Origin of the sequence: Escherichia sp. F1 (genome assembly GCF_046764225.1) — a bacterium.
Classification (GTDB): Bacteria; Pseudomonadota; Gammaproteobacteria; order Enterobacterales; family Enterobacteriaceae; genus Escherichia; species Escherichia coli.
Genome location: NZ_CP177202.1, coordinates 4,413,882 through 4,437,562 on the forward strand (window position 1 = coordinate 4,413,882; position 23,681 = coordinate 4,437,562).

Annotated in this window: 17 protein-coding genes, 4 pseudogenes and 1 other annotated feature; of the genes and pseudogenes, 6 read left to right on the forward strand and 15 right to left on the reverse strand. The window is 45.2% G+C overall.

The genetic code is table 11. The features are described 5' to 3' along the window. Nucleotides 1-17: 17 nt before the first annotated feature. From ACK8NJ_RS21190 to ACK8NJ_RS21215, 6 genes and pseudogenes are all read right to left on the reverse strand, one after another. Complete coding sequence (locus ACK8NJ_RS21190; RefSeq protein ID WP_001543225.1) at nt 18-215, reverse strand: hypothetical protein; 198 nt, start codon at nt 213-215, stop codon at nt 18-20. Between the two features lie 402 nt (nt 216-617). After that, a complete protein-coding gene (locus ACK8NJ_RS21195; protein ID WP_411961918.1) occupies nt 618-2,189 on the reverse strand; it encodes a cobalamin adenosyltransferase in 1,572 nt (523 codons plus the stop codon). Nucleotides 2,190-2,235: 46 nt separating this feature from the next. Beyond that, on the reverse strand, nt 2,236-3,315 hold the full coding sequence (locus ACK8NJ_RS21200; RefSeq protein WP_411961919.1) for a chemotaxis protein: 1,080 nt from the start codon (nt 3,313-3,315) through the stop codon (nt 2,236-2,238). Nucleotides 3,316-3,363: 48 nt separating this feature from the next. Continuing rightward, complete coding sequence (locus ACK8NJ_RS21205; RefSeq protein WP_411961920.1) at nt 3,364-4,260, reverse strand: helix-turn-helix transcriptional regulator; 897 nt, start codon at nt 4,258-4,260, stop codon at nt 3,364-3,366. A gap of 418 nt (nt 4,261-4,678) precedes the next feature. Continuing rightward, nucleotides 4,679-5,425: an invasion outer membrane protein Tia gene (tia, locus tag ACK8NJ_RS21210; RefSeq protein ID WP_411961921.1), complete on the reverse strand. Its 747-nt coding sequence runs from the start codon at nt 5,423-5,425 to the stop codon at nt 4,679-4,681. Between the two features lie 347 nt (nt 5,426-5,772). After that, a pseudogene (locus ACK8NJ_RS21215) lies at nt 5,773-6,180 on the reverse strand (IS3 family transposase); the annotation flags it as partial. Continuing rightward, nucleotides 5,785-5,901: a sequence feature (AL1L pseudoknot), on the reverse strand. Its footprint overlaps the pseudogene before it by 117 nt. Nucleotides 6,181-7,051: 871 nt before the next feature. Here ACK8NJ_RS21215 and ACK8NJ_RS21220 point away from each other — a divergent pair. From ACK8NJ_RS21220 to ACK8NJ_RS21240, 5 genes are all read left to right on the forward strand, one after another. Beyond that, on the forward strand, nt 7,052-7,585 hold the full coding sequence (locus ACK8NJ_RS21220) for a hypothetical protein (protein ID WP_411961922.1): 534 nt from the start codon (nt 7,052-7,054) through the stop codon (nt 7,583-7,585). Nucleotides 7,586-7,705: 120 nt separating this feature from the next. Continuing rightward, nucleotides 7,706-10,114: a PefC/AfrB family outer membrane usher protein gene (gene pefC / locus ACK8NJ_RS21225; RefSeq protein ID WP_411961923.1), complete on the forward strand. Its 2,409-nt coding sequence runs from the start codon at nt 7,706-7,708 to the stop codon at nt 10,112-10,114. Continuing rightward, nucleotides 10,107-10,799 carry a fimbrial chaperone gene (locus tag ACK8NJ_RS21230; RefSeq protein WP_053272551.1) on the forward strand — a complete coding sequence of 231 codons (693 nt, stop codon included), beginning with the start codon at nt 10,107-10,109 and terminating at the stop codon, nt 10,797-10,799. Before pefC ends, ACK8NJ_RS21230 begins: the two co-directional genes overlap by 8 nt. Continuing rightward, complete coding sequence (locus ACK8NJ_RS21235; RefSeq protein WP_411961924.1) at nt 10,786-11,304, forward strand: F18 fimbrial protein FedE; 519 nt, start codon at nt 10,786-10,788, stop codon at nt 11,302-11,304. Before ACK8NJ_RS21230 ends, ACK8NJ_RS21235 begins: the two co-directional genes overlap by 14 nt. Before the next feature lie 515 nt (nt 11,305-11,819). Continuing rightward, nucleotides 11,820-12,701 carry a hypothetical protein gene (locus ACK8NJ_RS21240; RefSeq protein ID WP_411961925.1) on the forward strand — a complete coding sequence of 294 codons (882 nt, stop codon included), beginning with the start codon at nt 11,820-11,822 and terminating at the stop codon, nt 12,699-12,701. Between the two features lie 273 nt (nt 12,702-12,974). Here the strand turns inward: ACK8NJ_RS21240 and ACK8NJ_RS21245 are convergent. The 6 genes and pseudogenes from ACK8NJ_RS21245 to ACK8NJ_RS21270 form a co-directional block, all read right to left on the reverse strand. Next, a pseudogene (locus tag ACK8NJ_RS21245) lies at nt 12,975-13,089 on the reverse strand (integrase core domain-containing protein); the annotation flags it as partial. A 186-nt stretch (nt 13,090-13,275) separates the two neighbouring features. Continuing rightward, nucleotides 13,276-13,608 (reverse strand): helix-turn-helix domain-containing protein, encoded by a 333-nt coding sequence (locus tag ACK8NJ_RS21250; protein ID WP_053272791.1) that lies wholly within the window; start codon nt 13,606-13,608, stop codon nt 13,276-13,278. A gap of 96 nt (nt 13,609-13,704) precedes the next feature. Then, the gene (locus ACK8NJ_RS21255) at nt 13,705-17,289 is read right to left on the reverse strand and encodes an autotransporter outer membrane beta-barrel domain-containing protein (protein WP_411961926.1); all 3,585 of its coding nucleotides are present in this window, start codon (nt 17,287-17,289) and stop codon (nt 13,705-13,707) included. Next, nucleotides 17,282-18,502, reverse strand: coding sequence for an autotransporter strand-loop-strand O-heptosyltransferase (locus ACK8NJ_RS21260; protein ID WP_032178264.1), 1,221 nt, complete (start codon nt 18,500-18,502; stop codon nt 17,282-17,284). The genes ACK8NJ_RS21255 and ACK8NJ_RS21260 overlap by 8 nt, the downstream gene beginning before the upstream one ends. A gap of 520 nt (nt 18,503-19,022) precedes the next feature. After that, nucleotides 19,023-19,279: pseudogene (locus ACK8NJ_RS21265) on the reverse strand (fimbrial protein); the annotation flags it as partial. Nucleotides 19,280-19,336: 57 nt separating this feature from the next. Further along, nucleotides 19,337-19,636 (reverse strand): adhesin biosynthesis transcription regulatory family protein, encoded by a 300-nt coding sequence (locus ACK8NJ_RS21270; RefSeq protein ID WP_053272493.1) that lies wholly within the window; start codon nt 19,634-19,636, stop codon nt 19,337-19,339. A gap of 787 nt (nt 19,637-20,423) precedes the next feature. On the opposite strand from ACK8NJ_RS21270, the gene ACK8NJ_RS21275 reads away from it, so the two are divergent. Further along, a protein-coding gene (locus ACK8NJ_RS21275; protein ID WP_411962559.1) for an IS3 family transposase occupies nt 20,424-21,643 on the forward strand; the annotation gives its coding sequence in 2 pieces (ribosomal slippage) (nt 20,424-20,745 and nt 20,745-21,643; 1,221 coding nt in all). A 285-nt stretch (nt 21,644-21,928) separates the two neighbouring features. On the opposite strand, the gene ACK8NJ_RS21280 is transcribed toward ACK8NJ_RS21275, so the two are convergent. The 3 genes and pseudogenes from ACK8NJ_RS21280 to ACK8NJ_RS21290 all read right to left on the reverse strand — a co-directional run. Beyond that, nucleotides 21,929-22,186: a PapB/FocB family fimbrial expression transcriptional regulator gene (locus ACK8NJ_RS21280; RefSeq protein ID WP_053272496.1), complete on the reverse strand. Its 258-nt coding sequence runs from the start codon at nt 22,184-22,186 to the stop codon at nt 21,929-21,931. A gap of 25 nt (nt 22,187-22,211) precedes the next feature. Further along, entirely contained in the window at nt 22,212-23,057 is an 846-nt protein-coding gene (locus ACK8NJ_RS21285; protein ID WP_411961927.1) for a helix-turn-helix transcriptional regulator, read from the reverse strand. 239 nt (nt 23,058-23,296) lie between these two features. After that, a pseudogene (locus ACK8NJ_RS21290) lies at nt 23,297-23,591 on the reverse strand (IS66 family transposase); the annotation flags it as partial. Between the last annotated feature and the right edge of the window lie 90 nt (nt 23,592-23,681).

A 23,681-nucleotide genomic window follows, 5' to 3' on the forward strand; every position in this document is an offset into this window, starting at 1 on the left:
CGGCGTAAACAGGATCGTCATGATGTTTTCTTTCGTGACAGAAGAGAACGGCACATACCGCCCGCAATCATTATCAGCAGGAATAACATCCCCAGGACAACGATTACTCTTAATGCCGGATGAACCCGATCGGCGAGAAAAAATAACTCCATCCCGAAACCAATAACAAGCCAGGCCAGCGCCATTCCGACGAGCCCTTTTAACAGCAATCTCACGCTCCCCTCCTTCTGCATTCTTAACGAAAATGCCTTACAATAACAGCAGCCGGGGAAGGCAACGCTGGCTGCTGAACGGTATGACATTTTACTGCTTTATGTTCTCTCAGTTTCTGTCCTGACGCCGCCATTAATGGCATTACAGTTTATTCAGAATAAGGCAGGCGGCCTGGTTTAATGCAATAAACTCCTGCCAGCTGTACTTAGACTGATAATTCAGTAAATACTGGTCTTCAACCCGGCAAATCTGTGGGCGTTTATCATAAATTGCACACAGATGAGAATCAGTCTGATAGTGACGGCAAATACCGTCACCACGATCCAGACATTGCGTTTCACCAGCCCTGTTGACATGACGACAACAGGCCCCACACTGGTTACAGGGAAATGGAGGGTGTAATTTCATCGCTTATTTAACCAGTCACGAACAGAAGCCACATTTCCTGACTCAAACGGCAACGCAATCCCTCGTCGGCTGACTTCTTCTCTCAGCAGAAGTCCGCGCTCTATCTCACTGTTTACGCTATCCAGATGAAGTGAAAAATGATTTAACGCGGCAGCATCAACAGAAAATTCCAGTGCAGTAAGTTCCACAAGATAGCGATCAAGTTCAGCATTGACTGCCTGAAAGTATTCCAGTGACCGCCGGAACTTATCCTTAAATTTGTCCAGAAATGCCCACACCCGCTGCATAACCTCGCTGTATTCGAGATAATAATTCATCACCAGCCCGAGAATACCTGTCGTCAGCGCACCACAAAAGGCAGCAAGCTCTGAACCAAATGGAAAAATAAGGATCTGCGCCATCGCCTCATTTATCATCACCCCTCCGGCAACAGCCACACCTGCTGCTATCAGTTTAGTGACCGCTTTGGCTAACTGCCCCGGCGATAATCCCTCCGGGTTAAACACCAGGATTTTAAAGGCCTGAACGAGATTGTTCCACATTTCCCTGATAAGCCGGACAATCATTTTTTCCGTTGTCAGGAATATATTTAACAGCGTTGTGGTAATACCTGACAGTATCCCTCCGATGACTCCATCTTTAAAGGCAATTAAAAAAGAACTGAATTTTTCCTGTACTCGTTTCTGGCAGACACGTAATGCTGACGTTATTTCGGACAGGCATTTGCCGGCGCTGAATGAGTTCCGTTGCTGCCTGATAATATGCGGGATTCGTTCCCTCAGTTCGAACCAGATCTCGGCAAGAATAAGCCCCAGCATCTGTCGCGTCCCCATACGAAAACCGGAATTAAGTGAAGCACTGGCGACAGCAGTAGCAAACTTACTACTCAGGTAATAGCTCTGATTAATCGTGGCCTCATATTTTTCCCGGGCATATTTATCAGCCCTTTCCATACGCTCAGTATCTGCATCAGCTTTTTTTCTCAGACTTATCAGACGTTTCTTTTCCTTTTCTGTCAGCGTTGCCTGAGATTCAAGCTCTGCTATCTGCCTTAACGTATCTTCTTTGTCTTTCTGCAGCGTGCAAATAAACGCATCCATTGAATCTGCTTTCTTTGATTTATTGAGCGATTCATGAGTGAATGCCAGATTTGAAGCATCATTTGCCAGTTCTGCGCCATCCCGTTCAGCAAGAATCCTCCCCGGATCATCATGAATTTCTTTAGCGGAAATAATATGATCCAGATTTTTTTTATCGTCTGAAGCAAACACTTCGCCTGTATATGCATCAGTAAGAGTCCCTGCCTGATGTGCACGCTTTCCTTTCCGGTTCGTCGCGATGTAGTTCTCATGGCTGTGGTAATGATGAGAATCATAGTCGCCACGACCTTCATACCGCTGTCGCTCAGCCTCCGTGGCATAAATGCCATTACGCACATTATGGATAGTGTCAACATCACCACCCTTACGATCATTTAACAACAGAAAATCCAGCCCGAATGATGTAACCAGGCTCTTCACCATGGTCTGATGTAACTCTTCTGTCCAGTCAAATTTTTCCACATTCATGTTATTTCACTTCTTGTAAAGCCGGGCTTTAACGCCCGGTAAATCATTAACTCCGGGATGAAAAATCATCAAATTTCACAACCGAACTGGCCAGTACATCATCCAGCTCTTCCTTATTAATAACATTCATTCCATTATCATCCTTTTCCATTTCAATAACGTTATCTTTTATCACAGCCTCACCATTTTCCTGTTTCCGCGGTTTAAACAGTGGCGTTGTAATAATATCCGTCATAATAGCGGCCAGTGAATATCCATGGTCAATAAGCATAATGATTTCATCTGATACACTGATATCCTGTTGTTCTGTAATAACAGAATGCATGGATTTAAGCGGCTCAAAATAGTGTTTAATAAATACAGCATGCATTCTGTTCAGCGCAGCGAGAATTTCATCAACATATTGATTAACTTTTGCAAAATGCTCCCGGGCCAGATTCATTTTCTTAACTGCCCGTTCAACTTTGCAGGCACACTGATGGGCATTTTCAAGAGCTTTCGTCGCATGTCTGTCGTAAGCCCAGCCCGCAATGGCAATCAACGGTGCAGCCACTGCGGTGCCTAATACCATTGCGCCGCCGGCCATTCCCATGCCCCCTGCCGCGAGAGAGCCCCCTCCAATTGCCGCCATCGTCGCGTTATAAGCCGCGGCACCAGAAAGCGCTGCAATGGGTGTACCTGTGGAAGCCGCAGCAAATGCCATCACTCCACTATACACAGCAAAACCCGCAGCAGCCCCGGAAACTCCGGCAGCAACGACCGTACTGAGATATTCTGTCGCTGAAATGGCCAGGTTCTGAATCTTATTGATGTTATGTTGCGGGACACTCAGTTTCAGGTCTTTATTGCCCTCTTTTTCCAGACACGCCAGGAGCTCAGCAGCAATCCTGTCGAACTCACTGAAATCTTTACCAATCTCAAGCTCTTTATTTCCGAGCGTTGTTAATTTTGATGATGTCTGAGCTTCAGACTGCTCAAATTTTCCTTTATGCTCCTCGTAACGCTCTTTTGCTTTTTCGAGGATATCCTCTGCTTCTGACTTTTTTTGATATCCATCGTAAGCCTTTTTTCCGCCGAATGCCGCAGCGCCGGCAGCCACACCCAAAATAATGAAAGGTAACGCCATTCTTTTCCTCCTGTACAGGTTGCTTTATCATCAGTCAACTGAAATATTTCAGGAAACATTCTCAGCGGTGAGGTATTTTCCTAACATTGTTAACACGGCTTCTTTCAGCCATACTGGTTCAATAATTTCAACATTCGGTAGCCAGTATAAAATCAACGGGATAATTTGATTTTTATGTGCAGCCTTGCATGACAGCGTAATGCCATTGTCATGTTTGTGTAGCAATTGCTGGTAAGGAAGTAAATCCCGTCGCAAAAAATAATGGGCGATATTACTGTGAATGAACAACACTACATCAAATGTTTTGTCGCTCACCCACGGGTCACATGACTCACTTATCAGTGACTGTATTTCCTCACTCTTTGCAAACTTTTCTTTTTTTATATCCAGCCATTTTATTTTAGCTAATGAAAACGACTTTAACTTGTTCTCTTCAGTAGCCAGCAAATACCATATACTTCTCTGATTAGTTAATTTATAGGGATGAACGATTCTGGTCTTACCGGCATATGCAATCTGACAAATATTACTGTTGCGGATCGTTTTTTCAAGAACACCAAGATATTTTCTTAAATCATCCCTGATGGTGTGCTCAGGGTTATGAAACTGAACACGAATATGCTTTTCGGTTGCCCTGTTTTCTAATTTCTGCCAGAAATCTTCATCCCTTTCAGGAAAAATCGCATCAGTATCCAGTAACCTGGCCAGAGATTTGTGCAGTGACTCTTTGTTCTGGTTATCTGTTCTTGCTGAAATAAGCCGGTATTTTCCATCGCCACAGGCTTCAATAAAGGGAGAAAGCATATTCAGATCACGATATGCTGTTCGCTCAGTGATGTTGTATTTTTTCATCAAATTATAGCGACTGACCACGCCATAATTTTGTAATTCAACAAGGATATCAATCAAACGCTCCGCTGAGCGATTTCTCGTTGAGTCAGCCATAAATCACTGCACCTTAGTATTACTCTTGTGTAAGTGAATTATATAAATACCCCTGACATCATTTGTCAGTTCCACAAAACTACGCCCTCCGGCAACAGATTTTTATTTGATTATAATCAAACTTTAAACCAGATTTCTGGGTGCCTCTTTCGTAATACGGTTTATTGTTTCCGGAAGGGCTGATATGGCAAAAAACAACGTGTCCCAACAACAGTCCTTTTTCATTTAACAGACTGACAACCATGCTGCGCGCTACCTGCCCCCTGTAAAAAATCAACGAGAGTAATATTTTTGCTCTATTTATATTTCATTCATCTGAAATTATTAGTTGCCAGAGGGAGAACATCATCAGGATATCTGTTATTGATTTGTCATACCTGCACTTTACTGTGCTCCAAAGCGCAGGCAGAAATGGCTGTCAGAAGTTATAAGTCACACCAAACATGATGTCGTGACTTTTAACGTCAGCCTCTGATTTATATTTATCCCCTTCTGTATCCTTGTAAGACAGGGAGGATTTACCAGCATCCAGATAGCGATAGCTGAGGTCAAGAGCGATATCCGGGGTTACGTCATAGCGAACACCGGCCCCAATGCTCCATGCGAAGTTGTTATCATATCCCGAGTAATGTAACGCAGAAATATCACTTACCTCACCAGATTTATTCCAGGAAGTATCAGTATATGTCGCCTTATGATGTACCCGTGCATAACCCAGGCCAACAGATACCCATGGAATAAATGCACTGCTGTTTCTGAAATCATAATACGTGTTCACCATCAGGGTATTCACTCTGAGCCTGTTTTGTGTGTCTTCCCGACCACCATCCCCCATCGGAGAACGCCATGTATCCAGTGTATAACGGGAGTCTGCAGCTCCACGGCCATAAAATTCCACTTCCGTGCGTACTGGAACATTGTAATGTTGATAAAAATCATAGCCCACTGCAAGGCCCGCACCAAATACAGTATCGTTTTTATCACCGCCCTTATACTTATAAACATCATCCCCAAAGTCCTGACGGAAGCGTTGGTCAGTCTGATTCACAACTGAAGCACCGGCTTTACCGGTCACATAAAAGCCTGTTTTGCTCTCATCAGCCAGAGCCTGGGCCGAAAACATGCCTGCCATTGCAAGCGCTGAAACAGCAATAACCTTTTTCATTTCAATCATCTCCGTTGGTTCTTACCCTACCCGACAAATAGGGTTGCTTATTTTAAAACCATGAAAAAGATAGGGTAAAAAGAATGTTTTCGATCGAATCGATCGATAAAATCGATCATAGCTAACAAAAATTTCTTATCGTATCCATAAAAATAGTAATGTCCGAGTTTGGAAAGCTATCACAGCGGCACGAAAGTGTTGTAACCAAGAAATATGAAAGGTTTGCATTACAACAGCATCACTGAACAAAATGTCAGACACTGTAAAAAAGCATGGATGCAAAATGACATCTGAATCGATCACAGTTGGCAGTGTTTATCAGGCTGATGTCGCTGTTGCTAACAGGGATAATACGTTGACGGGTCAATATGCAGTTCACTGCATACCTGTCCGACCCCGTACTGCTCACGCAGCTTATCCAGCAGTGGCATCATTCTTTCCAGAGGCGGTTGAACACCGCCTTCGCAAAATAAGCGGAAGCCTAGCGAAGGATATCGTCAGTGCAAGGCTGTTCACTATTTTCACGTTCCAGCTCTTTCAGACGCTGACGTTCAGCGATGGTGAGCCCACCATTACCGCCTCCAGTATCCCGCTCATGTTGACAAATCCAGATACGCAAAGTCTCTGGTGTACAGCCAATCTTTGAGGCGATGGAACCAATTCGCCCATTGTGAGTCATTTTAGCCTTAATTCTCCAGAACCATACGAATTGCCCGCTGACGAACTTCGAGGGAAAAACAAATATTTTTAGTCATCCTGTTTATCTCTTTCTCTGGAAATTTAGTTTATAGGATCCCCGAGGTGGCCAAAAACTCGGGTGAAAAAGTACGTGAACATTAGCGCCAACATTTGCATTCGTGATTATTTAAATGAATTGTTTTTTAAGCTTTTTTTACCAAAAAGCAAAATTTTTTTGCCATTAAAAAAAACACAAAAAAGCTATTTCCGTATCTTATTTAGCTATATTTATCTACACATTTCCTTTTTTTGGGGTTTTTCTCTCTTTTTTGTAACGCTTTTATGGTTTTAAATCCTGGGTCATGTGCTTTTTTTGGTTTATAAATCCGACATATATGTATTGAATGAAATTTAATGCTGTATAAAATGAATGTATTGGATTTGGGAATACGTTTTATTCTTTGAGGCCGAAAGATACGCGGGAATTATGTTTAACAATGGCAATAATGAAGTTTATTACTAGTAGAATACCAAGTTCTGTTTCAGATGAGGTGATGTAAAGGATTTGTTGTCGGATAAACGATTTTGTTAACTAATAGGATTTTATCCAATTCATAGTCCAAAGGTTATTCTGGCAATATGTGATTATTGTTAAAGAGGACGCAAAGTTGTTTGCGAAAACATGTTATTTAAGTGTATGTATTAGTCGCCTATTCAGAATAGGGAGGTCTTTCCAGACCAGCTCGTTTTTCTTATTGGAACATTAAAACATCACAAAGAAAAATTTAATTTCACAACCCCGTCATGAGTGCGGACAGCAATTATATGCTTACAAGGATGGGGGGGCGTTATTTTCTTTTTAGCTGAGAGCGAAAATAGCGACGCGCCATTCATTAGTGCGTTCTCTAATAACGTTTTTAATTGTTCCCTAATCATGGAGTTTAAAAGATGAAAAAATTAATGATTGCATCTGCAATTGCAATGACTATGGCTGCGGGTTCTGCTATGGCTGCACTGGGCGATGCGGCTTCTCAGGGTCAGGTTCAGTTCTTGGGTACTGTTGCTGCGAACACCTGTGATGTTGTTGTTGAGGGCGATGGCGCTGTAAATAACCTGATTCAGTTTGGCCGAGTCGCTAAAAATGGCGCTGTTGAGAAAGAATTCACAGTGAAACTCAAGGATCCGTCATGTGTAGATACTATGACGAAGGCTCATTTCACGTGGGCTTCTCCAGCCTTTACAACTGCAGGTATTGGCATCCAGTCTGGTACTGCAACTGATGCCGTTGTGGAGCTTAAAGCTGTTAGTAGCGGCAATACCACTAGTAACACTGCACTGATCACCAGTGCAAACAATGCGGTTACGTTCAACCTTGTATCAGGGGAGGAAGACAAAGGTTTTAAATATAACGCTAAATTCGTAGCCAAAAACGAAGTGGGTAATTTTGAAACTGCCGCTGCTTACGCCATTGTATATGAGTAATAGCTGACTGCTGACATATATCCGGGAGTTTCCTCCCGGATATGCAACTTTTCAGTTTTCTTATTTTACCAGTCTTTAACTGGTATCTTTACATTTGCTGAGGTGTGAAGAGGTGAGCTTATGAAATTAAAAAGGTTCCCTAAAATATCTCTGCTGGCCCTGAGTATATGGTATTCCCACTTCAGCCTGGCTGATGAACTTAATCTGGATTTTATACAGGGGGTCAGCGTTATTCCGTCAATTCTGAAAAATGACGCGAATTATCCGGAAGGGCAATATATCGTTGATGTTGCCGTGAATAAAGAGCGTACGGGACGTACTGACCTGAACATCAGCAAGGAAGACGAGCAGACTAATATGCTCTGCTTTACTCCTGAGTGGCTGGAAAAAGCCGGGGTGATGCTGAACACAGATGCCTATCAGGATGTTTTGGATGAAGGCAAGGGGTGCTATGTTCTGGCGAAAAAGCCTCATACGCTGATTGATTTTGATTACGGTGCACAGGCGTTAAATTTTAATATTCCTCAGGCGTATTTACTGAGTAAGACAGACCCCGCGCGCTGGGATTATGGCGTGAATGCTGGGCGCCTGAAATATTACGGTAACTTTAACAAGACCGTTCATAACGACATGAATGCTTTCGGAAACCTAGATGCCACCATTAACCTAGGGCGCTGGGTGTTATCCAGTAACATGAACGTTTCGCACTCTGATAATAAAACAGAGTTCACCTCAAGTGATCTGACGCTTTCAACAGCCATCAGTCAGGTGCAGGGCGATTTGTTACTGGGTAAATCCCAGACACGTACTGAACTGTTTTCTGATTTTAATTTTTATGGTGCGGCACTACGCTCCAACAGCAATATGCGCCCGTGGCAATCCCGGGGATATGCACCAGATATCTCCGGGATTGCCTCCACGCCTTCCCGTATTACCGTGAAACAGAACGGATATACGGTCTATTCAAAAATGGTGCCGGCGGGGCCTTACCGTCTGGATGACCTACGTCCGATGGGTAACGGCGACCTGGTGGTGACCGTTGAAGATGAAAGCGGAAACAAAACCGAACAGGTCTATCCGGTGACCACGCTGCCGACGCTGCTGCGTCCGGGTGAGTTCCAGTACAACGTGGCGATGGGTAAGAAGAACAACAGTAATGAACTGGACAAGGCGTTCCATTCTGACACCGGGTTGTTCTGGCTGGGAAGCCTGGATTATGGTTTCACCACCACCACACTGAACTCGGCGGCCATTCTGAATGAGAACTATCAGTCCGGTGGTCTGGGTGTCACGCAGATACTGGGGGGGCTAGGCGCTGTATCGCTCAGTGCAAACGTGTCGAAGGCCAGCTATGACAATGGAGAGGAAAAAAACGGTCAAAGTTTCAGTGTGAAATATGCCAAGAGCTTCACGGACAGGACTGACCTGCAGTTGCTGACGTACCGCTACCAGAGTAAAAGGTATGTGGAGTTTACTGACTTTAATCCGAAATATACCTGGCACTATGGCAACCAGAAGTCGCGCTATGAAGCTCGTCTGTCGCACCGTTTTGACGGCACATACCTGAGCGGCTCTTACTGGCGTCAGGATTACTGGATGCGCGAGGGCTCAGATACCGGCAGCACGCTGTCATTCAGTACATCTGTTTTTAATCCTGTCTCAATCTTTATAAATGGCTCGTACTCAAAGTATGCCTGGTCGGATAAGGCGAATTATTCCGTGTCAATGAGTGTGAGTGTGCCGTTTGATCTGAAAGGTATCCGTCATTACTCCAGCAACAGTGTAGGTTATACCCGGAACGGCGGAACGACATTCAATGCCAGTGTGTCAGCCACGCCGACAGACCGGTTTAACTACGGTCTGAGCGTTAATGCTGGCTCGAAAGGTGATCGTGGTACATCGGCATCGGCCAGTTACACCTTTGATGAAATTCAGACTAATTTCGATGTATCCCGCTCTTACTCGAAACAGGGTTACAGCCAAACCAGTTTCTCCGGCAGTGTTTCCGGCTCGGTACTGGGTACGACAGAAACCGGTCCGCTTTTTACCAAAGAGTCGTCTGGCACCGTGGGTATTGTCAGTATTCCGGGTATTGAGGGGGTTTCTGTTAACGGCTCCATGCCGACGAACAGCGACGGTAACACGGTGGTGTGGCTGTCTGCGTATTCAGAGAACAGCATCAACATCAACATGGATAACGTGCCGGACGATATAGAGTTTGAGAGCACATCATACAAGGTGGTGCCGACCGAAAAGGCAATGATTTACCGCAAATTCGGCTTCGAAAACGTGTTGCGCTATATCCTGCGCGTGAGGGATGCACAGGGCAATTACCTGACCGGTGGCGATGCGAAAACGGAACTGGGGTTGAATGCAGGGTTTATTTCAAACAATGGTGTTCTGCTGATGAACATGCTGGCTGAACCGAAAACTGTCAGCGTGGATACGGGAGCCGGTAAACAGTGTCGTTTCTCCATGGCAGGACTGAAAGCAAATACCAACAAAGTTCAGGAGGTTCGTTGTGAATAAACTGGGTAAGGTAGCACTGGCTGCCCTCCTTTCCCTTTCTTTCTGCAGTCAATCCATGGCGGCGTTTGTGCTGAACGGAACCCGTTTCATTTATGAAGAGGGGAAGAAGAATGTTTCTTTTGAAGTGACGAACAATGCAGACAAGACTTACGGTGGCCAAGTGTGGATTGATAACACCAACCAAGGGAGTGGTGTTTATATGGTTCCCCAGCCACCGTTCTTTAAGGTAGGGGCAAAGCAAAAGCAGGTTATTCGTATCATGAACACGGATAGCAACCTGCCGAAGGACCGTGAATCTCTGTTCTGGCTGAACGTGCAGGAAGTTCCCCCCAAACAGGAAGTGCAGGATGGTGAAGGCAGTGTGCTGGCTATTGCCATGAACACCCGCGTGAAACTGATTTACCGTCCTGTCTCCCTTAAGGATGGTCGTAAGAATGCGGAAAAGCAACTGAAGCTGGAACAACGTGGTAATGAGACCTGGCTGAAAAACCCAACACCGTATTATATGGCCATTGTTAACGTGAAGCATGACGGTAAGGACATAACACTCAGTGACAAAGTGATGAAAGAAGTCGCGCAACTTAAGCCGTTCAGCGATGTAAATCTGATTAAGAAGGTGAGCGGAAAAATCAGCGTGGATGCCATCAATGACTGGGGCGGAGTTCAGAGCTATGAAATTCACTAACGCTGCCCTGGCTGCCCTGATAATGACTGTGATGACTAGCAGCGGGCAGGCTGCTACTGTCATCACTGCGGCAACACTGACGATTAATGTCACCTTCACCCAGCCGAGCTGTGACATTACAGTGCCTCCTTTATATAGCCTGGGCACCCTGACCCCGGGGACAAATATACACGCTCCGATGGAAATTACCTGGAAGTGTGAAGGTAATGCGCCGATTAGAACAGCGTTGACGGCGAGCATTGCGAAAGGAAGCGCAAGCGGTGTTGAGGAAGTTGTTTTGCAAACGACCAGTTATACAGACACCGGGGTGACCCTTTCCCTGAGAGAAAAGGTGAGCAACGAGCTGATAAAACTGACCGGCGGAGATTACTTTTGCAGTGATCAAAATTCTGTTCCTGGTGTGACGATGCGCACCTGCACCCTGACGCCGGAGACGAATGTGTCTCCGGGCGGGCCGTTCGGCTTAGCATCAGCCACGCTGCGTTTTGAAGTGGTTTATCCGTAATGGAGGCAAAAGATGAAACAAATATCTGCGGACAGGGAAAAGGTATACGGAAAAGGGGAGGAGACAGGATTGCTGAGAGAATATTTTGCAGAAATTTTTCTGTTCATCCTGAACTGTTTTCTCTGGGGCTATATCTGGTTTGAAACCCCTCAGCGGTAGAGTTATTACGGAGCCAGTTATACCGGCCAGGCAGAAAATTCCGTAAGTCAGACGACCGCATGATTACTTTGAGGGCATAGGCTTTATATGCCCCCAAAACACAGGTCGGTAATACTGAGCGCGGATTTGACTGGCTGGGCGTGTGGTTTGATGCAGTGGAGCCTATAGGAATGGCACCTTGTGCGAAAGAGAACCATCGTGCTCGTCGGTTGTAGCTTGAAGAACGGGTCCACAGGCAAGGGCTATCTGAAGAGACTATCAGTCAACGGGTACAAGAGTATGAAGCATGGTGGATATTTTGGGCAGAACGGCAGATAAAGATTGCTTTGTCTTAATTAATATATTGCGAGAATTTCATGATTGACTACAAACGTCTGTGTATTTATGCATCAGTATTACTGACACTAACACACCCACTGTTCGGACACGCAGAATCAATATCGTCAGAGGCCTATGCCGGAACTATGTCGCTCTCTGTCATAACCGATGGTAGAGGACCTATAATCGGGGGCTCTGGCTCTGCTCAGGGAGCTTATCGCTCAATCGATAAGACCTACATACCCGTAGTCTACATACCCGAAAACGGCGGATATCGCTGGAAGGTTACCCCCATGAGTAATACTGGCGCACCGATATGGATGGAGGGTGTGTATCTGGCTCACTCTACAGACGCCACGCCGCTGGAAGTGGACGTAGAAAAAACAGACACTACAGGGTATATATTATTTAACCCTCGAATGAACAATAAGCCTTTATGGGTTGTGACACCTGAATCATCAGGAAAGAATGGGGTGTATGGAACGCCGAAAGATACTTTTCTATATCTAGAGCAGCTCGAGGGGTGGATTCCAATCTCATCCGGGCAGATTGCTACGCAAAAAACAACGTTTAAAACAACAGATCCTTCTACTGGGCGCGACTTTACCATAACGCTCCTAGGGAAACACGATTTAAGCCAAAGACTCACACACACAATTAATTACTTAAACCACATGACCTGTCCAGTGAAGGAAATCTGTACACAGGAAGTTACCATACATGCAAATCAGCAACATAACTATACATACAGTGTATCTGTACAATCCATTTCACCCAAGGACGTGTCCGTTTACATCAATGGGGACGTGGCAACGTCAGTCCCTAAAGATATCAATGAATCATCATTTACACTTGGTGTATCCAATATGTATCCGACCCCATGTACTGTGAACATCACGATAACCGCTTCCGTGAAGTGATATACGGTATCGATCAAGGAAACTGTGTGCTGTGATAAGACATGATCTTTCAATGAATGATCCTACTCAGCAAGCGTCTTTCGGGGTTCGGACGATTTGCCTGGGCTATTTTATTATGCCAGCCCGCATCGACTGCTTCATGACAGTATCAGGTTAAAACTTAAAGGTGAATCAATGAGGAAAATACAATCTCCGTTGACCGAAGGAGATCAGTGAAGGTAATTTATAAACGGTTCGGTGAAAGTGACACGAACCGTTCTCCTGGATTTGCCCCTATATTTCCAGACACCTGTTATCACTTACGCTGCCGCAGATATCCCCTCGGTGAGCGATAACCCAGTGCACTATGCGGATACCATTCGTTATAGTGTTCGAACGCCTCCATGAGCAAATGTTTTTCTTATCAAACATATGAGCATATCATGCATACATATTTCTGTGATATACACAATAATAGATTATAATCGGTTTACACCGACTAATTAGGCTACTGCATTTGGGTTGAAAACTTAATAACTCCTCAATAAACATTGTACTTTGTAATGTCCATTGAAAGTGTCACAATCATTGTTCATCAAATGATTCTTAATAACTCATTCTCTGTATCAATAATTTTCCCATCCCTGCAAAATACGATTCTTATCCGAGAAGACAAAATTATATCTATCCAAAATGTAATATCACTACGAATACCAAGCTTCTTGTATACTTGATGTTTTTGAGATGAAACTGTTTTGGTGCTACGAATTCTATGTCGAGCTATAGAAGTAATGTTATATCCTTTCAAAATCAACTCAAACACATCTAACTCAACTTTTGTCAGAGGAGTATATATCCAGATATGAACAATAAAATCATGCTCTTTGAGATAATGCTTTATATAATGGATATTTTCTTTGTTTCCCATACATTAACATTCCTAACAAAATTATGTTTCATCAGTCTTTACTCGAAGCAGGCTGGGATTCGCCTCAAAAATCTAATACGTCTCCCAGCCTATTTATTAGAAGTTGATACGGAAACCAGCACTACCAGTTATTGGTGATTCAATATTTTCTCCTTTCTGATAAAAGGCTTCAGCCCATATCCCTGCGTTAGCTGCCAACTGAATATTGACACCCAGCCCATATTTCCCAATCGTCCCGGAGATATCATTACTGAAGTCATAACGATTGTTAATCTGCACCTTGTTGTTATCCGAAAACTCATGGCTGACCGCGGCCTTAAAGTAAGGCTTAACCGTCTTGCCAGCAACGTCAAGATCCATACCCAGATTCACACCAGCCTCAGCCTGCAGAGATTTGGTCGCACCGATATTGGCTTTCATACCGTTATTCAGGCTGATATCTTTCGCATCCGCCCTGAATGCCGTTGCCCGCACGTATGGCTGCGCCCATGCATTCTCATTCAGACTGAAGGTTCTGCCCGCTTCGAGGCTACCGCCGAAACCGTTCTGGCTGTAATCGCCCTTCACCGCCGTGCCGTCACTCATCCAGGTACGCAGCTCATTATTAAAGCGGTTGTATTTCAGCACACCGTCCACGTAGTAGCCGTCATTATCAAACCAGGTCGCGTACAGACCACCACCAGTGCTGTCAACGTTACTCTTTCCTCCACGGGCATGTTTAATGCTGTTGTCGCTGTAAGAGAAGAAAGTACCTACCGCTAAACTGCTGTCACTCAGGTCAAAGACCATATCGGCGCCGGTTTCGAAACCGTTCTGGGTCAGGGTATAGCCCGAGCTGGCCCCGCCGCTAATGCGGTTGTCTGACCCGGTATAACGGCCCCATACGCCCCCTGGTGCACGGGTATTCTGCATCACATCACCATGACGGAAACGCAGATTATCCAGCTCGCTGTTGAAGACGTATGCCGGTGCTGTCGCCATGCCCAGTACTGCGTCGGCCGATTTTGTTGTGCGACGCACCGGAGACGACGATGTACCTGCATCTGGCTTACCTGCGTCAGGGTTACCTGTACCTGGGTTACCTGTACCTGGGTTACCTGCATCCGGGTTAGTCGGCGGAGTATCAACCTTCAGATACCAGTTGGTATTTTCCTTGCTCAGGCCGTATTCCCAGGTACCGGCATCGACTTTCCCGCCTTTCAGGGTAAATGCGGCATCACCGCCACCTGTCTGCACCACCTGAAGCGGCGCACCAGCAGATACTGGCTCCAGGCCGGTGTTTTTGATATCCAGCACAAAGTTACCACTGGCATTGCCCGCGACATTCAGCATATCTCCGATATGTGATGCAATATCCGTGTTCATCCGGAACGTCCCGCTACCCGACAGGCTCCCGAGCGCCAGCGACACCGCCTGGAAGGCTGGCGTCAGACGCGTGGTTACTGACGGACGGAAATCAACGGTCCCGTTATCCAGCGTTAATGCGCCGACAGTGGAGTCACCATCGAGATGCCAGACAGACGCACCTTTAACCGCCATATCACCTGCGCCGGTGTTGTCTCCCGCCACGTTCCCCGTCAGGATGCTCCCGTTATCCAGCGTCAGGGTGGTGCCTGACTGTGTCGTCACATTAGCCTTAGCCTGAAGGGCATCCATCGTCATGGCAGCGCCACTCTTAAGGACAATCCCGCCGTCCTGAGACAACAGACCACTGAAGCGGGTGCTCCCGCCTTCCTGTGTCAGGGTGCCGGTACCCGTCAAAGTACCTGCGAAGGTCGCAGCACTGTTGTTGAGGAAATACAGGTTCCCTTCATTTGTGACCACATCACCGGCCAGTATACTTTTATCCAGCAGGGTGGTGGTGCCGTAGAGCACACCGCCGCTGCGGACATCCAGCGTACCGTCACTGCCAACAGTTGTATCGCTGGCCTGGTGACCGTCAAACACTGTCAGGTACCCGCCGTTCTCCAGCAGCATATTGGTTGCACTGCCGCCAGCAATACTGAAGGTACCTTTATCGTTGGTACCGCTCAGGACTGCACTGGTATTGGTGACGACAGCCCCACCACTGTTCTGGGTAACCTTAGAGGCTGAGCCACCGGCCTCCACCTGTAGCATGCCGCCGCTTGTAATAGTCGTTTCTGTGATATTTCCGTCGATATAAACATGCTGACGTCCACCACTGTAAACGGTTGTGTCAGTGGCGCTACCACCACTGGAGACGTACTGGCGTCCGCCGTTGCTAATAGAGGTGACCGTGGCACTTCCGCCGTAGAGATACTGCCCACCACCGGAGTTAATTGTAGTGTTAGTGGTACTGCCGCCGCTGGAGATAAACTGGCGCCCAGTATTGTTAATTACGGTGTCCGTGGCACTGCCGCCGATACGGACATACTGGCGACCGCCGCTATTAATAGAAGTAGCAATGGCGATACCGCCTTTGGAGACAAACTGACGCCCACCGTCATTAACAGAGGCGTTCAACGCATTGCCGCCGCTGTAGACATATTGGCTCCCTCCGTTGTTAACGAGGGTGCTCGTAGCAACACCGCCGCTGGAGACAGCCTGGATACCACCACTGTTAAGGGTAGTGCTCGTGGCACTGCCGCCTGAATTGATATTCTCGCGGCCACCGTTATTAACGATGGTGCCAGTGACACTACCGCCGCTGGATACATGCAGCAAACCATTGCTGTTAACGGTGGTATCTGTTGCCTGATGTCCGTTGAGTACACTGAGAGAGCCGCCATTCTCCAGAAGCATATTAACTGCACTGCCGCCAGCAATACTGAAATTGCCTTTATCGTTGGTGCCATTCAGGACTGCACTAGTATTGGTGACAACAGCGCCACCGCTGTTTTGGGTAACCAAAGAGGCTGAGCCACCAGCCTCCACCTGCAGCATGCCACCGCTTGTAATAGTTGTTTTGGTGATATTACCGTCGACGTAAACATGCTGACGTCCACCACTATTAATGGTTGTGTCAGTTGCACTGCCATCCCTGTAGATATACTGGTATCCTCCGTTGTCAATCATTGTGCTTGTAGCACTGCCTCCGCTGGAGACATTCTGGCGCCCATCACTGTAAATAGTAGTACTAATGGCATTACCACCACTGTAGATATGCTGGTAACCACCACTGTTAATAGCAGTATCCGTAGCACTGCCACCACTGTAGATTTGCTGATACCCTCCGCGATTAACTGTAGTGTTCGTGGCAATGCCACCGCTATAGACCTTCTGACTCCCACCACTGTTAAGAGTAGTGTTCGCGGCGCTACCACCACTGGAGACATACTGGCCCCCACCGCTGTTAATAGCAGTATTCGTGGCGCTACCACCACTGAAGATATGCTGGTAACCAGCGCTGTTAATAGTAGTACTCATGGCACTGCCTCCGCTGGAGACATACTGATATCCAGCGCTGTTAAGGGTGGTATTTGTCGCCGTGTCGCCTGCCCCCAGAGACATGGAGGAGCTTGTACCTCCGTTCCCCAGCACCTGATCGCTGTAATCTGCCGCCAGAGCAGGCGATGACGGCAAAAGTAGGCCAGCAATGAGCCCCGCCAGCGCGGTACACCTGATTTGTCGGGGACGCCGTCCATCTTTACGGGTCAGTTCTGAGGTAACGACCCACATACCAGTGGATTCGTTCCAGACAGTGTTATAAACCTTATTCATTGCTTACTCCATTTTCTAGAGCGCTCTCAACACTCTGCTCACTAAAAAGACGGTGAAGTTTATTGATGACACCATTAACCTGGGTGCCGGTTATCAGCCGGGTACATTCAAATTGCCGGTCGGTGTTTTTATGTCTGGGGCACCACAAAAAATCTTTATGGTCAAAATTCAGCGACGTGTCGTCCCAGCATCCATTGCAGCCATGGGGGTTAAATACACGCCACGGAGTGTAAAACTCACTGTTGGGCAGGCTAAAACCGCTTATCAGCACAACTGGAATACCGGTAGCCCATGCCAGCCATGACAGGCCGCTGGGCAGGCCAATAAAGAAGCTGGCATGCCGCAGCAGGTTCACCCGCTCCTGCAGCGGGAGCTTGCCGGTAAAGTCCTCTGCACCCCACGGGATGTGATTCCAGACAAAGCCCTGACCATAATGGGCATCACGGTCAATGCACAGCACCCGGTAACCTAGCGATTTTAGGTAAGCGACAACTTCACTCCAGCCGGTGCCGTTGTTCCAGTATTTCGCCTGACAAGTGGACTGCGTGGCGATGCACACATAAGGCTCCTGAATAACCCTGGGTGCAGACAGGTCTAGCCGGACGGGAGCTTCTCGCGGGTCAACACCCAGAATGTATCCCGCAGAACGGTGGAAACCGACTTTGCGAAAATCTATAGGTTGGTTATTTGTATCACCACCGAAATAGAGTCCCACGCGATAGGTGGCATAAGGCGCCACCGTGCGCGGTTTATCCGGCGTGGAAAACTGTATTTGCGGATACTGAGGTGCCAGCAGGTCGATAATGTCCTGTGCCAGCGTGCACTCCAGTTGGCACTTATGCAGAGTCTGGAAACGTTCGGCATAAGGGAACCAGCCGAGCAAATCGCCCAGCGTCCCGGTCGGGAATGAAATCAATACCGGTCGGTCTTTTAATTTCAGGGTTTCATCCAGCAGGGGCGTTTCTTCCCCCTGACGGAATACCTGAATACGAAAGCGCACGAAATATTTCTTACTACTGGTCACCCAGCCTTTATCCACATCGCAGCAGAAAAGAATATTTTTTGAATCCGCATCCAGCAGACGTACGTGCCATTTCCCTTCAGGAAGCAATACACGAGCGCCATCATTAAAGTCATAAAAGATATTTTCAGGTCCGGCCTGCGTTGGCGTGTCAGGCGGAAGGATAAAAAATGCATTCCTCAGCATTGACATATTTTCACTTTCAAAACATATAAGCATTAAAGAACTCGATGAGTACCCTAACAATATAACTGAAGCACCTTTCTTGAGATGAGCACCCCCCACCACACAATTCTGCCATTTTCTTTAATGGCAGAGATGAGAACACTCATGACATTAGTCATTGAAGATGAATGTTCTCTGAATTACTTGCAGCCTCGCGCAGGAGTTAGTTTGTAGTTTACGCGCAAGAAAGATTTATCGATTTCGATAAGACATCCGGTCAATACGTATCGTTATAGCGTATCTATTCATAATCCATATCACTATTTATATAGTGAGAAATGAGATAACCAGAATGAGAAAAATATTTTTTAATTAACAGAAATTTTGCAACCTCCTCAGATAAAGGACGTATCTAATTTTTTTGCAACACCTGTGGCACTGGCGAAAACAACTGCCACGGCAAGTACAAGTACGGCCTGACGGAAAAAACCGGACGAAACCGGCTCTGCGACTGCCTTCTTTCCTGCACACACAATCCTTTTCTCCGTTACTGATACGTGACCACAAAGGTCAGTGCTCCATGTATTTCCCGTCTTCACGTTCGCCGAAAACAGCGGCTGTGCACAAAAACGAAAGTGCCTCCTGATTGCTAAATCCACCAGATAATTCTGTATGGCTGCCCTGTGTCAGACGTCCGCGATAATCAATCAGTGTATCCTCCGTCGAGCCATCCACGCGAATACCACCAACACCGCGGAGGAGAACGCATCCTGCATCTAACTGTTCCTGATTACCAAAACCTATATAGTTCCCCCCCACCAGAAGCATATGTACTGAAAACGAAAAATTTCCATGCAAATGTCATCCCGCATATGGAATACTGGCTTCTGGTATATAAAAGGGAATCAAACTACTTACCGTCTGATGAGTGCACTGAAAACGCCCTAGTGCACCTGAAAAATACCCCTGAGAAACCTCATGTCGTTCACAGGCCTCCCTTCGGGTATAACCCAGAACCAGAAAATCCCTCAACGCGCCAATAACTTTCTTACTGTGAAGCGGGGATATTTCAACCAATAACCAGAACTGATTCTCCGGCATTTTTCCAGGCAACAAAGCGCGATCATACTTTTTGCGAAAATACAGACCATCACTGTCCATTATGCTACTCCACAAATACAACAAGACAAGAAAGGCGATATGAATCCAGATAAGCAAATATATTCATACAACTACTGCCACATTTTTTACAGAGATTATCACGACAAAACAACATGAAAAACCACAACTTCATATTATTCAAAAACACAATTAACACATTAATTAGAGAGAAAAACCAAAAAAACAATCGAAAACAGAACAAAACAAACACATAAAACAAATTCACAGAATAAAAAACCAATATAACAAAAAACACCAGAATAAAAAACTATATTTTGTTTTTCATTAAGAATAGATATTCATCAAAAAACAATTTCTATTATTTAGAAAATATATAAAATTAAAATCATGGGAAATATTAACCACAGCAACTAAAACGAACCCAAATACATACATTTGTAAACATCTGGAAATAAATCAATACAATTCTTTTCACAAACCACAAAATAACTCACCACACTATTTCATTGTAAAGCAATTTATAATTTAGTAATAAATACAGAATCAATAAAAAGGTATTGCAGCTACAGTTAAGGATTAAGAAAAGATAGATTCAAGATATAAACATGCCATGCCAAACGACAAAAATCGCTATACGGTTTAACATGAATACTTCTCAGGCTCAGCATTTGAAAAAGAAGGGGAAATATAGTGATGTGATGGAGACCCTTTCCTGAAACAGGCAGCGCCATACACTGGGCCGGCCCCGTGAAACGCCAGACAGTGGATGTATCTTAAAATAAGAGTTTGGCTTGGATATATGTCTAATACTAGTTCTAATTTTGAGATGACTGGAACTTTGCTGGGGCAGAAGCTTCGTAAACGTAAAAATCCTCAGGCAAAAATTGCCATTATTCAGCAGACAATGGAGCCTGGCATGACGGTGTCCCATGTGGCGCGTTTGCATGGTATTCAACCCAGCCTGTTGTTTAAGTGGAAAAAACAATATCTGGAAGGAAGTCTCACTGCTGTTGCTGCCCGAGAGCAGGTTGTTCCTGCCTCAGAACTGGCTGCCGCTATAAAACAAATAAAAGAGTTACAGCGCTTTCTGGGTAAAAAAACTATGGAAGTTGAGATCCTCAAAGAAGCGGTGGAGTACGCGCAATCGCGAAAATGGATAGCGCATGCGCCCTTGTTACCTTCGGACAAGGAAGAACCCAGGTAAACCGTATTCTGGACGTGTCGCGTGCGCAACTGGCACAACGGATGAAAACATCTGGTAATAAGCCGAATAAACGTCGTCGCAGATGTGATGAGGCTGCGGATGCGGTAGTGTTAGCACGCATCCTTGATATCATCAGCGATATGCCGACATATGGATATCGTCGTATCTGGGCCATTCCCAGACGGCAATCCCGTAACGAAGGACTGCCGTTCGTGAATGCAAAGCGCGTTTATCGGATAATGGGCGAGAATAACCTGTTGTTGTTACATGACAAACCTTCACGACCGCAGCGGGAACATAAAGGCCGAATATCGGTGAAGGAAAGCGACCAGCGTTGGTGTTCCGATGGCTTCGAGTTCGGTTGTGATAATGGCGAAAAACTGTGTGTCACGTTCGCACTGGACTGTTGCGCTCGTGAAGCCATAGACTGGGCCGCAAGCACGGGGGGTTATGACCAAGCAACGGTGCAAGATGTCATGTCAGGAGCGATGTCAGCGCCAGCGATAGAAAAACGCTTTGGCGATAGACCGGAACGGCCAATCCAGTGGCTGACTGATAACGGTTCGGCTTATATGGCTCATGAAACAGGGCTGTTCGCCAGAGAGTTGAGTCTGGAGCCCTGCACGACGGCAGTCATTAGCCCTCAGAGTAATGAAATGGCAGAATGGTTCGTGAAAACGATGCAGGAAAACTACATCGCGTTCATGCCGAAACCAAATGTAAGAACGGCATTGCATAACCTTGCAGTGGCAATCGAGCATTACAATGAAAAACATCCGCATAGTGCGTTAGGTTATCTCTCACCAAGGGAATATCGACGTCAGCGGGTAACGTCAACTTAAGATACAATGACTGTCTGAATATGTGGATCAAGGACAATTTCACTGCAGTCATCACAACAAATCGCGTACCGGCATCTATCAACAATCTCGCCCGGGCGCCGAGCCCCTGATTACTGCAACATTTTTCAGCAGAATATAATATTTTTGCAAGAGAAAGATGACAGGTAATATTAGTTTGACTAATCCACATCAGTTTCTAGGGACACTAATTAGTTTAAATTACAATAATAAAAAATAAGAAACAGAATTATAATAAAAAACAATACTTACAACAAGCATAATTTATCACGCATCTAAAGAGCATTTTTTCTGTTTCGTGAAAAAGGTTGTTATTTTTTCATACAATATATTGATTTCTTTTATTTTTACAGAAAGATATCCGGGGTTTACATTATATCTGTCGCAAACCTCACTTCTTGTATATCCTTCAACCAAGTGATCATGCAATGCATTAATCATCTTATCACTACGAATAACTGAAATATCAATAATAAACCAAAATAGATCCTTTTCAACATATCCAGGGTATAATCTCTGAATCATACTATATACCTGATAATAAAAATCTCTACGTTTTGTTTACGGGTATAAATAAATCACAACTTATTATGTCATCATCCGCATTGATTGGATGATGAAAATAAATATAATTATTTCCTCCTGTATATTTATATTTTCCATCTGAAAGTAGCTTTATGAAAACCGCAAAAGAATATATATGATAGTCACACCACCCCCCTACAAAATGACAGTGACAAAAATCACCTCCGGGTATTTTGAACATTTTATCATGTTTTTCGTCAGATAATTCACCAGCAACAACCTCTGTATTAAAAACACCTTTTCTTCCTTTTGATAATTCTGGCGTATCAATCATTTTTATCGAAACAAAAACGTCTTTATCTTCGTAAAGGAAGATTTTTTTTATTAATTTCTGTAATCCATTGAATGATTCATTATCTGGATTGTAAAAAAAAGACTCCTCTATATGGTATGTTTTCCCGATTAAAAATCTTTCAGGCAATACACATTCATCAATATCTTCAATATCAATATTATATAGAAAGGAGAACTGTAAAACAGAAATATCCCAATCTTTACTTTTTCTATATTCTGAAGGCGTCTTACCTGTAAAACGATGATAAGCCCGGGAAAAATTCTGACTGCTACTGTAATGCAATAATTCAGCGATTTCAGTTATGGACAATTTTGTTAACCTCAATAATACGGCCGCCCGACTCATTCGCCTTCGGAAAAAATAGTCACCGAGAGTTAACCCATATTTTCTGAAGAACCATATTTCTATAGTCTTTCGACAATATCCTGTAGAAGATACCATATCGCTAATGTTTTTTCCTGAATCCAGATTTAATTCTATCCAGTGAAGAATGAATGAACCAACAGAAGGTAACATATGGATTCCTTTTTTAGTATAAGAAAATACTTTAGCCAAAAAGTTTCATTTTGCGTAATTATAACTATTCACTGCAAAAAAAACTCAAAACTTGGCGTAAATTCGGCTGAGCGGTAAGAACCATCGGTTTATCTGGTAAGGTAATGATTATAAGAATATTATCTTAAAAATTAATCCAGTGGCTGTAAACTGTGTGACATTCGGCACGTCCCTGATGCTGCCAGGGCAGTCTGGTAGCTTCTCTGTTTGGTTGTTGCAGTGATATCGCTCGGCGCTCTTGCATGCACATCGTGGATTTTTCTCCGGGTATAGGCCATACACGCGGCTTCCGTTATTCTGCCGGATTCGTATAACGTCCGGTAACCACCGTAAGCATCAGCCTGAAGCACACCGCTGTAACCGGACAGGTGATTTTGTGGATGGATACCTTTCCGGTCCGGACTGTACGCGAAACAGACCGCCGGGGCATCTGTAAACCAGCGTTACGGTCACATTGTCAACATCACGGATGTAGACCCACAATCGGGCTATCCGCATCCCCTAACGGTCAAAAATCGTGGCGTTGACTCCTCTGGCAAATAAAAGCATTTTATCAGACATCTGTACTCGCACATAATATTATCT